A 12,640-nucleotide genomic window follows, 5' to 3' on the forward strand; every position below is an offset into this window, starting at 1 on the left:
AAACGCGTCAGGCGCCGACCTCGGCTGCCGCTTCCTCGGCGGCGGCGTCGGTTCGGCGGACGCGCTCGCTGGCCAATAGCACGACCGGGCAGGCGATGGCGGCCAGTACGGCGGTCGCCGTGTCGCCGAAGAACAGCTCTTCGCCGGGTCGCTGGGTGACGCCCATCACCACCATGGCGGCGCCCTTGGCCGCTTCCCTGGCGATCGCCTTGTCGGGCGTGGCGCGTGTCCTGATCGCCGTTTCCACGGCGACGCCGTAGCGGTCGGCGAGATCGGCGACATCCTTGAGCACGGCCTCCTCGCGGCGGTGCGAGACCGAGCCTGGCCGGCCGCCCTTGCGCGCCTGCGAGACATAAAGGACTTTGACGCGCGCCCGGTGCGGCCGCGCCAGGGCGAGCGCGAAGTCGGCCGCGCGCCGCGCCACCTCGGTGCCGTTGACGGGAACCAGGATGGTCGCGCCGGCGCGCAGCATCGGCATCTTGCCATCAGCCTTGGGGCCATTCAGCACCAGGCAGAGCGGGCCGTCGAAGCCGCCGGTGATGTCGTTCAACGTGGCGCTGAAAGTGCCCTTGGCGGTCAGCGCGTTGTCCAGCCCGACCAGCAGCAGGCCGTAGCCCTTGCGGGCCTCGGCGGCGATCGTCTCCGTGGTCGCTGCAAGCTCGGTGCGGGCCGTGAGGTGGACCTTGTCGACGGGCGTATCCTCGGCCTTGCTGACAGCCCGGGCACTTTTGGCCGCGCCCCTCTTGACCTGCTTGGAGGCTCGCTCGGGACCTTTGTCGCGGGCAGGGCCGGGCAGTTCGCCGCCCTCCAGGTGAAGCAGCGTGGTCGGCATGCCGCTGCCGCCGCCGACGAGACCGGCGAGATACGCGGTGAACTTGCCGACCGGGCTGTCATCGACAAGCAGCAGCAAGCGCTCCAGCTTGGAGACGAAGCCGCGCTCGTCGAGCAGTTCGCGGTCGACGCGCTGCTTTTCGGCGTCGCCAACCGGCAGCCGGCCGAGCGCCCAGCGCAGCATTGGCGGCATGGCGAGCGTCGTGATGACGGCCATGGTGACGATCATCGTGAACAGATTGTGGGAGAGGATGTTCATCGACAGGCCGATCGAGGCGACGATGACCTCGGTCGAGCCCCGCGCGTTCATGGCGCTGCCGACGGCGGTCGACTCCTTCAGCGACATGCCGGCCAGCCTGCCGCCGAGGAAAGCGCCCGAGAATTTGCCGATGCTGGCGATCAGCACCAACGCCAGCGTCAGCAGCGCCAGCGTCGGGTCGACAAGCACGGTGAGGTCGGCGGACAGGCCGGCCATGCCGAAGAACACCGGCATGAACAGTGCCGTGATGACGCCGCGCAGCTGGCCCTCGATATGGTCTGACAGGATCGGCGATTCTCCGACCAGTATGCCGGCGACGAAGGCGCCGAGCACGGTGTGGACGCCGATCAGATTGGTGATCAGCGCCATCACGCCCATGATGATGAGGATCACGGATATGACGGCGTATTCGCTGCGGAAGGAGTCGTTGCTCCAGCGGATCAGGGTGAACACCAGGCGGCGGCCGATGGTGAAGGAGAACACCATGAACAGCGCCACTTCGGCGACCGTCAGGAACAATGGCAGCACCTGCAGGCTACCATTTGTGGCGATGCCGAAGGTGACGGCGATGACCAGCCAGCCGATCGTGTCCTCGATGATCGCCGAGGAGACGATGACCTGGCCGAGATTGCGGCGCATGAAGTTCATCTCGCGCACCACCATGGCGACGATCTTCACCGAGGAAATCGACAGCGCCGTGCCGAGGAACAGCCCGGCGACGATGCGCTCGCTCGGCTCTGGCAGAAGCGTGTCCGGCAAGACCTGCGCCAGCGCGAAACCGCAGGCAAAGGGCAGTACGACGCCGGTGATCGAGATCGAAAAACAGGCCGCGCCCACCCGCCGCACGAGGCGCAGATCCGTCTCCATGCCGGTGAGCAGGAGGAGCAGCAGAATGCCGAGCTGCGAGACGGCATCGATCATGCTTTTTTGCGCCGGGTCGGTGGAGAAGATCAGATGCTGGGCGTTGGGCCAGAGCCAGCCGAACAGCGAGGGCCCGAGCAGGATGCCGCCGATCAGCTGGCCCATGATCGCCGGCTGGCCATAGCGCTGGAAGATTTCACCGAGGCCACGGCCGACCAGAAGGAGGAGCACGATCTCGGCGACGAACAGCCCTTCGGCCGAGCCGCCCATGCCCGAGGCGTGGCCGGCCGGCTGCGCGGCCAGCGCCTGGTTTGCCGGTGCGAGTGCGAGAAAGGCCAGCGAAAGAGCGGCCGCGGTGCCGTGCGACCTTGTTGCCAGTGGGTGGATCATGGGTCCCTTCAAGACGCCGCCGCGGACTGACCATCACAACGCGCGGCTGAGGTTTGCGTTGCAGCCATCCGCCGCGAGGTGTTGGCCCAGCATCGAACTCAGACATCGAACTCAGACGTGGACGTCGCCGAAGGAGAGTTCGCCGTCGTCGCCCGGCGTCAGGAAGGCGGCTGCCACCAGGCCGGCGTAGAGGAGGGCAACCGCGGCGACGATGACGATGCCCGGAATGGGACCGAGCGCCGCGGCACTCACGGCCTCACGCAATGTGCCGGCAAAGCCGACCGGCACGCCTTGGTCGATCAGGCTCGGGGTCGACAATTTGAGGATCCAGGCGAGCAGCAGGATCAACATCATGTGCAGGTAGTTGCGGCGCAGACGGCGCGCCAGCGCCACGCGTTGCGAAACCAGGAATTTCGGCGTGCGCAGGCTTTCACCGACGACCAGCAGCCAGTCGGAGGCGAAGTCGGGCTGCGGCGAGAAGATCTGCGCGAAATAATGGCGCTCGAACTGGCGCACGCGGGCGCGGTACACATCGAAGAACCGGTAGCGGCGCGCCTCGATCCACAACAAAAGCAGCACCAGCAGCATGGCGAACAGCAGCACGCCGTGATGGGCGCTGGCCGTCGACAGCGACACCGACAGCATCGCCGCGACAACCGTGATCGCCCAATTGCTGGTGCGGTCGAGGCGGTCGCGCCAGCCGGCCATGCGGGCGATCTCGGCGCGATGGAAATGGGACATCACGGTGACCAGTTCGCCTGGCGAAAGCGGCCTGCCGACGGGCGTTGCCGGCGCATCGTTCATGAGTTCCTCCCGGCCTGATAAAACGTGGCGGAAGCGATCTCGTTCCATGATGGTGGCCCGCGCCAAGGGGAGGCTCTGTCGTGACTGGCGGATCGTCGCGGCTGGCGGTCATTCCGGCCCGCCGATCCAGTCGACCAGCAGTGCGGCGAGCCCAAAGGCGGCGCCGATGGTGCAGACGGCCGGCCACCCTGCCCAGGCCCAGGCAATACCGGCCAGCAGTGAACCGATGGCGCCGCCGATGAAGAAAATGCCGACGAACAGGCCGTTGAGGCGGCCGCGCGCCTCGGGCCGCAAGAGGTTGACGGCGCGGCGGCCAAGCGTCTGATCGCCAGTGACGCCGATGTCGAGCAGCACGGCGCTGACGCCCATCAGCACGAGCGGCGTCCACGACGATCCGGATTGGGAGGATCCGGCCCAGGCGGCGAGCGCCAGTGCGCCGATCAGCACGAGATGGCAGAAGATCGTCGCCGGCCGGGTCCAGCCATGATCGCCGGCGCGGCCGAACAGCGGCGTGACGACGGCGCCGCCGGCGCCGACTAGGGCGAACAGCGCAATGCCGCGCTGGCCGAGGCCGAAGGGCGGCTGCGCGAGGCGCAGGGCGACCGCCGTCCAGAACAGGCTGAACGCCGCCATCACCAGCGCCGCCGTCAGTGCCCGGCGCCGCAGCACCGGCTCGTTACGCAGCAGGCTGAACAGGGAGGCGATCAGCGCGCCATAAGACGATTTCGCCTCCGGCCGCCGCCGCGGCAAGGTGAAGGCGAGCACGCAGGCGAGCAGGATGAGGGCAGCGGCGCTGAGTCCGTAGAAGGCGCGCCAGCCGAAGGCGTCGGCGACGAGGCTGGCCAGCGGCCGTGCCAGCAGGATGCCGATCATCAGCCCGCTCATCACGTCGCCGATGACGCGCCCGGCCTCGCCGGGCGGTGCCATCGAGGCGGCGATCGGCACCAGGATCTGGATGGCCGAACAGGCGGCGCCAAGGATGAAAAGGACGATCAGCAGCGAGGCGGTCGTGGGGGCCAGCGCCGCGATGCCGGCCGCCAACGCGGCCGCGGCGAGCATGCGCAGGATCAAGGCACGGTTCTCGACGAGATCGGCCATCGGCACCAGGAAGAACAGGCCGGCGGCATAGCCGAGCAGCGTCGCCATGGCGACAAGACCGACGCTCGCGGCGCCAGCGCCGAGCGACGGGCCTATCAGCCCAACCAGTGTCTGCGGCGCGAACAGATTGGTGACGATGATGCCGGTGGAGGCGGCAAACAGCAGCGTCTGCGGGCCGGTGATGGTTGCAGGCGGCAGCGGCTCGCACAACTGGCCGTCATTGGTGTCGGGCATTGGGTCCTCAAGAATTGCATATCGTCCGAGGACTTTATGCCAAAGCTTTATCATGCTACAATTCAATGAATTCGATAATGATTATGCGAGGTACGCATGAACATCCATGATCTCGAAGCCTTCGTCGCCGTTGTGGAAACCGGTTCCATCGTCGGCGCCTCGGCCAGGCTCAACCTCACCCAGCCGGGTGTCACGCGCCGCATCCAGAACCTCGAGGACGGGCTGTCGACGGCACTTCTCGACCGCCAGTCGAAGCCGCTCAAGCCGACGGCCTCCGGACGCGAAGCCTATGAGCACGGCCGCCGCGTGCTGCGCTCGCTCGAGGATCTGAAGGCCGGCGTCTCGCCGCAAGGCGCGGTCAAGGGCGAGTTCCGGCTGGGCATCATGCCCTATCTCTCGGATGCGGCACTTGCGCTGCCGCTCGACAGCCTGCGCGCCGCCTTTCCGCAACTGACGCTGCGCATCACCTCCGGCTGGTCGCCAAGGCTGGTCGAGCAGGTGTCGCGCAGCGAACTCGACGCGGTGGCGGTGTGCCTTGCCGAAGGCCTGGCCCCGCCGGACGAACTGGTCTGCGACGATCTCGGCGCGCAATCGGTGCTGCTTGTGGCGTCCCCCGGCCTTGGCGTGCCGAAACCGGCGAAGCTCGCCGAGCTGTCGCGTTTCGCCTGGGTGATGAACGAGAATGGCTGCGGTTTTCGCGCCTTCATAAGGCAGAGTTTCGAGGCCGCGCGGCTGCCGTTCCAGGTCGGGGTGGAGGCGCTCAGCGTCGACCTCAGAATGTCGCTGGTGGCGCGCGGCCACGGCATCGGCATCGTCACGCCGGGCGCCTTCGCCGACAGCCGCTGGCGCGACGCTGTGGAGGTGATCGACTGCCCCGACTTCAAGCCGCAAGTGCGCGCCTGGCTGCTGCACCGCCCACCGGCCGGGCGTCTCAGCCGGCCCATCGCGCTGTTTCGGGATGCGCTGATCGACGGGCTGAAGGTGCCGATGCCGCTGGTGTCGTAGCCATGTTTGCTCGCGCGATCTTCGGATACGCGAAGGAACGAGGCGTTTGTTTGTCGGGCACCGTTTCTCGTTCCAACCGATCTTTAGGACTCGCGCTTGCTTCCAACCGCCCCCAACCGGGCGCGAAACTCTTCCAACTCTGCGTCGGCAATCCCGGCCAGTTCGGCCTCCGCCGGATAGCCGCCACTCGCAACCTCCTTGCGAAACCCCGACAGCGCCTCGATGCGCGCGTCGCGAACGGCCTTGTGAAGCGCGGCCAGATTGCCCCAGGCGCGGGCGTGGCGGGGCAGGCGGGCGCTTTCGCCCGATATGTCGGAGGTGAACAGGAACACCACGTCCGCCGCCGGCCCGGAGCCCAGCGAGACCGTGACCAGGCCGGTGCGGCGGTTGATCTCGGCCATCACCTCAGCCGGGATGATCTCGCATTCGACGGCGAAGGCGCCGGCATCCTCAAGCCGTTGGAAACGGTCCCAGAGCGCCAGCGCTTCGTTGGCGGTCTTGCCGACCGCCCTGATGCCGCCGACCCATGTCGATTTGCGCGGCACGAAGCCGAGATGGCCCATGACCGGGATCTGTTCGTCGGCGAGCATGCGCACGGTGTCGTGGCCGCGTCCCGTGATCAAGGCGTCGGCCCCGGCCGTGATCGCGGAGAAGGCGGTACGCAGGATCTCGTCCGGCGTCACCGCGTCGGCGAAGCCGAGGGCGGCGGTGACGAAGACGCGGCGCGAGCCTTCGCGCACGCGCGCCACATTGGCCGCACGGCAGACGACCATTTCGATGCCGGCGGCTTCCGCGGCCGCCGCTTCCTCTCCCGTTTCGGCCGTCACCTGCGCGACGTGCCGGCCGCTGCCCTTCAGCGCGCGCAGGCTCGCCACCGTCACCGAGCGCTCGACCTCGCGGCCGCCGAAGTCGAAGATGCGCGGCATGTCAGCCTTTCAATTTCTTCGCGTAATAATCGGGCGCCACTACGCCGGGCTTGGAGAACCATGCCGGCACGTCTACGCCGGAATAGATGAGGATATTGCCCCATGGGTCGAAAGCGCCGGTGCGCACGATGACCTTGGCCTTTTTCGCCATCTCGCCGAGGATGGTCTCGTGCGTCACCGTCTCGAAATCGGCGTCGGGGAAGAGGCGCTTCAGTTTCGCCAGCAGTGGCGCGTTGTGCACCGGCAACGTGTCGGCATAGCCGACGCGCTCGGCGATCAGGTTCTCGGCGATCGGTCCGAGCACGGTTTCGAGATCCGGCACGTCGGGCGAGATGGCGAGGTCGATGCGCCAGGCGCTCGACGGGATCGGAAAGCCCGCGTCGCAGACGATCATCAGATCGCCATGGCCCATCGAGGCGATGGCGTGCGACAGTTCGGCGTTGAGCAGCCGGTTCCGGTTCATGTTTTTTCCTTCTGTGCTGTCTTTTGGGGCCATGTCGTCTTGATTGCGTCGGCGTAGAGCGCGTCGGCCTGGGCGCGCTCGGGCAGGCCCGGAATGACGCCGAGCCTGGTGCAGGCGATGGCGCCGCAGACGACGCCGAAGCGCACCGCGTCGACGATGTCGCGGCCCTCGGCCAGCGCCACGGCGAAGCCGGAATTGAAGGCGTCTCCGGCGCCCGTCGTGTCGACCACTTCCACCGGCACCGCCGGTACCATGACGTCGAGCTCGTCGGTCAGGATCAGCGCGCCGCTGCGGCCGAGCGTCACCACCACATTGCGCACGCCGCGCCGGCGCAACTCGCCGGCGAGTTCACGCGATGAGCGCGGATCGTCGGCGGGCAGGCCGAGCAGGATGCGCAATTCGCTCTCGTTGGGGGTGAGATAGTCGACATCCCTGAAGATCGCGTCGGGAAGCTGGCGCGCGGGCGCTGGATTGAGGATGGTGCGCGCGCCATGCCGGCGGCCAAGCTCCATGGCGCGGGCGGCGGCGGGGATCGGCACTTCGAGCACGGTCATCACCACGTCGCTTTGGGCGATGCGCGCCTCGGCGGTGTCGACGACCGCCGCGTCCATCAGTTCGTTGGCGCCCATGTCGAGGATGATGAAGTTCTCGCCCTTGTCGTTGAGGATGATGAAGCCGACGCCGGTGGCGCGTTCGGTGCGCGTCGAGACCAGGCTGGCGTCGACGCCCTCGGCCGCGTAGAGGTCGGTGGCGATGCCGGCCAGCTTGTCGGTGCCGATGATGGCGACCAGCGAGGAGCTGGCGCCCAGCCTGGCGGTGGCCACCGCCTGGTTCGAACCCTTGCCGCCGGCGCCCATGTCGAAATCGGTGCCGAGCATGGTCTCGCCGAAGATCGGCAGCTTGGGCGCGCGCATGGTCAGGCCGACGGCGAAGCTGCCGACGATGGTGATCTTGGGTGCGGTCTTGCTCATCAATCCCCTCGTTCAGGACGCCATGGCGCGCGCCAGGATCGCTTCCTCGTTGATGCCGGCTCCGGTCAGTTCGCCCGAAACGCGGCCATTGCGCAGCACCAGAACGCGTTCGGCGTTCATGATCAATTCGGGAATTTCCGACGAGATCATCACCACCGCCACGCCTTCGCCGGCGATGCCGCGCAAGATCGCGTAGATCTCGGCCTTGGCGCCGACGTCGACGCCGCGCGTCGGCTCGTGCAGCACCAGCACGCGCGGGTTGGTGACGAGGCTGCGGCCGAGGATGATTTTCTGCTGGTTGCCGCCCGACAACGTCGCCAGTTTCTGGCCAAGATGTGAAATGCGCGCATCGAGCCGGGCGACCTGCGCGCGCGCCTCGCGGCGTACGGCGCCACGCCGCATGAAGCCGGCCAGCGAAAAGCGCGGCAACGAGGCCGAGACGACATTGTTGGCGACGCTCATGGTCAACAGCGCGCCGGCGCCGCGCCGGTCGGCCGGCACCAGCGCCATGCCGTTGCGGATCGAGGCCTGGGGGTCGCCGCCGCGCAATTCCTTGCCGTCGATGGTGACACGTCCATGCCGGGCGCAGAGGCCGAACAGCGCTTCGCCGAGCATGTCCTTGCCGGAATCCGGCAGGCCGCCAATGCCGAGGATCTCGCCGGCGCGGGCATGAAAACTCACCTCGTGCAGGCCGGGCGCGGTCAGCTTCTCGACGGCGAGCACGACCGGTGCCTCATGCGAGCGCGCCTCGGCCTGCAGCGACCACTGCCGCGCGGTGTCCAGCTCGCGGCCGACCATGGCGCGGATCAGCCGCTCTTCCGACAGGCCCGAATTGTCCATGGTCTCGATGGTGCGGCCGTCGCGCACCACGGTGATGCGGTCGGCAAGGTCGAGCACTTCCTTCAGATGATGCGAGACGTAGATGACGGTGACGCCTTCGCCGCGCAACTGCTTGACGATGTCGAACAGGCGGTCGCTCTCGCGCTTGGAGAGCGCGGAATTGGGTTCGTCCAGCACCAGCACGCGGGCGCGCTGGCGGATGGCGCCGGCGATCTCGACCAGCTGCATTTCGGCGACCGACAGGCGGCCAACCTTGGTGTCGGGGTCGAGCGTGCCCATGCCGAGCCGGGTGAGTGCCGCGCGTGCCTCGCGCCGCATCTCGTCGCGCGGCACCAGCGACACCACGGAACGCGCCGCCATGTCGGACATCATGATGTTTTCGGCGATGGTCAGCGTCGGGCAGAGCGCCAGTTCCTGGTAGACGACGGTGATGCCGGCGGCGCGGCTGGCAAGCGGCGAGGCGATGGTGGCCGGCTTGCCGTCGATGCGGATCTCGCCGCCATCGGGCTGCAGGTCGCCGGCCAGGATGTTCATCAGCGTCGACTTGCCGGCGCCGTTCTCGCCGATCACGGCATGGACCTCGCCGGGCCGGAAGGCGACGGAAATGCGGTCGAGCGCCAGCACGCCGGGGAACCGCTTGGTCAGTCCGGAAATCTCGACGATCGGGGCAGGGGGCGGTTGCTCTGTCATGGGCCTGCTGGCTTGGGGCTGGCTGAATTCGCGCAAGCGGCCGCCGGTCCACGGGGATCGGCGGCCGTGCCGAACCGCGGCTTACTTCTTGACGACCTCGGCGATGTTTTCCTTGGTGTAGATGCCGACGCCGGTGTCGACATTGTCGATCGGCTCGCCCTTGAGGAACTTGACCAGGAGGTCGACGGCGGCAAAACCCTGCTTCTCCGGCGCCTGGTCGATTGTGGCATCGACATTGCCGTCCTGGACGAGCTGCACCGTCTGGTCGAGCAGGTCGAAGCCAACGACCTTGACCTTGTCGGCGGCCTTGTTGCGCTCCACCCAGGTGCCGGCGGCCGGCGTCGAGCAGCATTCGAGCGACAGCACGCCTGATATCGACGGATTGGCGAGCATGGCGTTCTCGATCGCCGAATAGATCTTCTGCGGGTCGGTGCCGGTGTTCAGCGTGTTGACCACCTCGATGCCGGATTCGGCCTTGAGCGCCTCGCGTGCGCCCTTTTCGCGGTCGAGCGACCATTGCGCGGCGGCGTCGATGGTGGTGATCATCACCTTGCCCTTGCCATCAAGCACTTTCGCCATCAGCTTGCCGGCCTCGCGGCCGGACTGGACGAGGTCCTGGCCGGCGAAGGCGAGGCGCTTGCTGTCGGGATTATCGGTGTTGAAGGTGACGACCGGGATGCCGGCGGCGATGACGCGGTCGATCACCGGCGCCAGCGCGTCGGTCGAAACCGAGGAGATCGCCAGCCCGTCCATCTTGCCCATCAGCGTCTCGATCTCCGAGATCTGGCCGTCGGCATCGGCGCCGACCGGACCGATGAACTGGGCACCGACCTTGTCCTCCTTGGCGGCGCGCTCGACGCCGGCCTTCATGAAGGGCGCGAATTCGTTCGAGACGTCATGGTAGGAGACGTAGAAATCGAGCTGCTGGCCGGCGTCGATCTTGGCCTTGATGCGCGGTGCGAGCTGGAAATCGGCGAGCTTGGACGCGGCGTGCGCCGAGAGCGGAAACAGGCCGATTGCCGCCGCGAGAATGACGTGTCTGATGTTCATGGATAGTCCTCCCTTTTTGGTTCTGGTTGCTTCTGTGTCGTGGATCTAACCCGTTGTTTTTTGGATTAAGTGGGTCGGCGCGTGCTCCATTTGTCGATGCCGACCGCTATGATGATGACCAGGCCGATCATCAGTTCCTGCACGAAGGGCGACACGCCCATCAGCACCAGCCCGTTGCGCATGACGCCGATGATGAGCACGCCCAGGATGGTGCCGAGGATGGTGCCTTCGCCCCCCGATAGCGAGGCGCCGCCGACGATGGTGGCGGCGATGACGTCGAGCTCCAGGCCAAGCCCGGTGCGTCCGGCCTGGCTGGAGGGCAGGAAGGCAAGGCCGAGAATGCCGGCGAAGGCTGCAAGCACGCCCATCAGCACGAAGGCCGAAATCTTGACCTTGTTGACGGAGATGCCGGAAACCCGCGCTGCCTTGGCGCTGCCGCCGACGGCATAGACGCGGAAGCCGAAATTGGAGAAGGACAGCACCAGCCAGGCAAGGGCGGCCACGATGACGAAGAACACGAGCTGCATGGGGATGACGCTGAACAGATAGCCCTGGCCCATGAAGCCAAAGCTCGCCAGCACATCGGGCAGCGCGCCGTTGCGGGCATTGACGGTGACCGGCTGGCCGTTGGTCAGGATCAGCGCGGCGCCGCGCACGATCGACAACATGCCGAGCGTGGCGATCAGCGAGGGCAGGCGGCCATAGGTGGAGAGCACGCCATTGATCAGGCCGATGACGATACCGGTGGCGAGGCCAGCGCCGATGGCCGGCAGCAGCGCCCAGCCGGCGATGATCAGCATGCCGGTGGCAAGGCCCGACAGCGCGTAGGTCGAGCCGACCGAAAGGTCGACCTCGCCGGCGATCAAGACGAACGTCATGCCGACCGCCATGATCCCGAGCAGGGAGACCTGGCGCCCGACATTGAGCAGGTTCAGCGATGTCAGGAATCCATCGGTGGCGAAGGACAGGAACAGGCACATCACGAGGAGCGCGATGAACACGCCCGCCTCGCGCGCCCGCAACAGCCGCGCCAGCGTGAATCGGTCGGTGGCTGGCGCGCGCGCGCCGGTCCTGACCGCATGGGTCATACATTATCCTCCCTCAGCGCGGCCGCCGGTCCTCACCGGCATGGCCACTTCTGCGTTTCATCGACCCCGCCGAGCTCGGGCGCGGGCCGATGCCTCGAAGCCGTTCCCGAAGTGATTCAGGATGAGGCTCTATCTCCCTGTTCGGCCATGATCTTTCGAAAGGGGATCATGGCCAGGCTTGGGCGTGGCCGCCCATGCCGATGTCGTCGCGTTACGATGCCTTGCGGAAGGAGCCGGCCGGCACCTTGCGCAGTTCGTCGAAGTTTCCGTATTCGCGAACCTTCTTGAAGGGCGCGTTCTCGATGGCGTTGTAGGAGCAGATATAGCCCCAGCGATAGGTGTCGGAACGATTGGCGTCCGAGCGGTGCAGCAGATTGCCGTCGAAGATCAGCGCGTCGCCGGCTTCCATCTCGACATAGATATGCTCGTAGCGCTTGAGTGCCGCTTCGAGGTGTTCCTGCTCGACATTGGTCTGGTCGTTCTCGCGGATGTGGTTGAGGCGGCCGAGCTTGTGCGTGCCCTTCAGCACCTGCAGGCAGCCATTCTGCCGGGTCGCCTTGTCGAGCGCGACATAGATGCTCATCATCTCCGGCGCCAGGCAGCCATAATTGTACCAATAGCCGAAATCCTGATGCCATTCCCAGGCGCCGCCCTCATTGGGTTGCTTCATGGTCATCTTGTGGCTGTAGAGGTAGATCGGCTTGCCGACAGCGTCTTCGGCGAGATCGACCATGCGCTCGTCGCGGGCGAGCAGGCCGTATTTGTCGTCCTCGGCCTTGGTCCACATTTTCAGGAGGGTGGTCTTGCCCTCCTTGTCGCCCTTGGCCATCACGGCGCCGCTCTTGTTTTCCGCCTCGAGTTGCCTGCGGGCATGGTCGCGGAAATCGTCGACCTCCGCCACGCTGAGCAGGCCCCTGCGGATAATGTATCCGTCGCGGGCGTAGTCTTCCGCTTCTTTCCTCGTCATCGCCAACATTCGTCTTTCCTCCCTGGCATGCCTGACAGCGGCCACTCCCTGGCGCGATGCGCCGCGAACGGCTGGAAAATCGGGGGTTTGGGCCGTTGCCTGCCGTTATCCCCGGCCTCATGAGAGCAACCATAGCGACGCCCGGCGGCCAACGAAATGGAAA

Annotated in this window: 11 protein-coding genes; 1 reads left to right on the forward strand and 10 read right to left on the reverse strand. The window is 66.8% G+C overall.

The genetic code is table 11. The features are described from left to right. Nucleotides 1–7: 7 nt before the first annotated feature. From LB569_RS29660 to LB569_RS29670, 3 genes are all read right to left on the reverse strand, one after another. A complete protein-coding gene (locus LB569_RS29660; RefSeq protein ID WP_411970263.1) occupies nucleotides 8–2,341 on the reverse strand; it encodes a cation:proton antiporter in 2,334 nt (777 codons plus the stop codon). 111 nt (nucleotides 2,342–2,452) lie between these two features. After that, a complete protein-coding gene (locus LB569_RS29665) occupies nucleotides 2,453–3,145 on the reverse strand; it encodes a DUF2270 domain-containing protein (RefSeq protein ID WP_224541596.1) in 693 nt (230 codons plus the stop codon). A gap of 108 nt (nucleotides 3,146–3,253) precedes the next feature. After that, nucleotides 3,254–4,477 carry an MFS transporter gene (locus LB569_RS29670; protein WP_140709046.1) on the reverse strand — a complete coding sequence of 408 codons (1,224 nt, stop codon included), beginning with the start codon at nucleotides 4,475–4,477 and terminating at the stop codon, nucleotides 3,254–3,256. Nucleotides 4,478–4,573: 96 nt separating this feature from the next. On the opposite strand from LB569_RS29670, the gene LB569_RS29675 reads away from it, so the two are divergent. After that, nucleotides 4,574–5,482: a LysR family transcriptional regulator gene (locus tag LB569_RS29675; protein WP_140709044.1), complete on the forward strand. Its 909-nt coding sequence runs from the start codon at nucleotides 4,574–4,576 to the stop codon at nucleotides 5,480–5,482. A gap of 83 nt (nucleotides 5,483–5,565) precedes the next feature. Here the strand turns inward: LB569_RS29675 and LB569_RS29680 are convergent, their stop codons facing one another. The 7 genes from LB569_RS29680 to LB569_RS29710 form a co-directional block, all read right to left on the reverse strand. Continuing rightward, a complete protein-coding gene (locus tag LB569_RS29680; RefSeq protein WP_140709042.1) occupies nucleotides 5,566–6,408 on the reverse strand; it encodes a 3-methyl-2-oxobutanoate hydroxymethyltransferase in 843 nt (280 codons plus the stop codon). Between the two features lies 1 nt (nucleotide 6,409). Next, entirely contained in the window at nucleotides 6,410–6,871 is a 462-nt protein-coding gene (rbsD, locus tag LB569_RS29685) for a D-ribose pyranase (protein WP_140709041.1), read from the reverse strand. Continuing rightward, on the reverse strand, nucleotides 6,868–7,842 hold the full coding sequence (rbsK, locus tag LB569_RS29690) for a ribokinase (RefSeq protein ID WP_224695107.1): 975 nt from the start codon (nucleotides 7,840–7,842) through the stop codon (nucleotides 6,868–6,870). The genes rbsD and rbsK overlap by 4 nt, the downstream gene beginning before the upstream one ends. A 12-nt stretch (nucleotides 7,843–7,854) precedes the next feature. After that, nucleotides 7,855–9,372 carry a sugar ABC transporter ATP-binding protein gene (locus LB569_RS29695; RefSeq protein WP_224695108.1) on the reverse strand — a complete coding sequence of 506 codons (1,518 nt, stop codon included), beginning with the start codon at nucleotides 9,370–9,372 and terminating at the stop codon, nucleotides 7,855–7,857. A gap of 81 nt (nucleotides 9,373–9,453) precedes the next feature. Further along, complete coding sequence (locus LB569_RS29700; RefSeq protein WP_224695109.1) at nucleotides 9,454–10,422, reverse strand: sugar ABC transporter substrate-binding protein; 969 nt, start codon at nucleotides 10,420–10,422, stop codon at nucleotides 9,454–9,456. Between the two features lie 65 nt (nucleotides 10,423–10,487). Further along, nucleotides 10,488–11,510 carry an ABC transporter permease gene (locus LB569_RS29705; protein WP_224695110.1) on the reverse strand — a complete coding sequence of 341 codons (1,023 nt, stop codon included), beginning with the start codon at nucleotides 11,508–11,510 and terminating at the stop codon, nucleotides 10,488–10,490. 211 nt (nucleotides 11,511–11,721) lie between these two features. After that, nucleotides 11,722–12,486 carry a phytanoyl-CoA dioxygenase family protein gene (locus LB569_RS29710; RefSeq protein WP_224695111.1) on the reverse strand — a complete coding sequence of 255 codons (765 nt, stop codon included), beginning with the start codon at nucleotides 12,484–12,486 and terminating at the stop codon, nucleotides 11,722–11,724. Nucleotides 12,487–12,640: the final 154 nt, after the last annotated feature.

The sequence above is a fragment of the Mesorhizobium sp. BH1-1-4 genome (genome assembly GCF_020165665.1).
Classification (GTDB): Bacteria; Pseudomonadota; Alphaproteobacteria; order Rhizobiales; family Rhizobiaceae; genus Mesorhizobium.

Bases quoted from the DNA above. Each gene is read 5' to 3' on its own strand.
- LB569_RS29695 (WP_224695108.1), bottom strand. From the start codon at position 9,372: ATGACAGAGCAACCGCCCCCTGCCCCGATCGTCGAGATTTCCGGACTG.
- LB569_RS29670 (WP_140709046.1), bottom strand. From the start codon at position 4,477: ATGCCCGACACCAATGACGGCCAGTTGTGCGAGCCGCTGCCGCCTGCA.
- rbsK (WP_224695107.1), bottom strand. From the start codon at position 7,842: ATGAGCAAGACCGCACCCAAGATCACCATCGTCGGCAGCTTCGCCGTC.
- LB569_RS29675 (WP_140709044.1), top strand. From the start codon at position 4,574: ATGAACATCCATGATCTCGAAGCCTTCGTCGCCGTTGTGGAAACCGGT.
- LB569_RS29680 (WP_140709042.1), bottom strand. From the start codon at position 6,408: ATGCCGCGCATCTTCGACTTCGGCGGCCGCGAGGTCGAGCGCTCGGTG.
- LB569_RS29660 (WP_411970263.1), bottom strand. From the start codon at position 2,341: ATGATCCACCCACTGGCAACAAGGTCGCACGGCACCGCGGCCGCTCTT.
- LB569_RS29705 (WP_224695110.1), bottom strand. From the start codon at position 11,510: ATGACCCATGCGGTCAGGACCGGCGCGCGCGCGCCAGCCACCGACCGA.
- LB569_RS29700 (WP_224695109.1), bottom strand. From the start codon at position 10,422: ATGAACATCAGACACGTCATTCTCGCGGCGGCAATCGGCCTGTTTCCG.
- LB569_RS29710 (WP_224695111.1), bottom strand. From the start codon at position 12,486: ATGTTGGCGATGACGAGGAAAGAAGCGGAAGACTACGCCCGCGACGGA.
- rbsD (WP_140709041.1), bottom strand. From the start codon at position 6,871: ATGAACCGGAACCGGCTGCTCAACGCCGAACTGTCGCACGCCATCGCC.
- LB569_RS29665 (WP_224541596.1), bottom strand. From the start codon at position 3,145: ATGAACGATGCGCCGGCAACGCCCGTCGGCAGGCCGCTTTCGCCAGGC.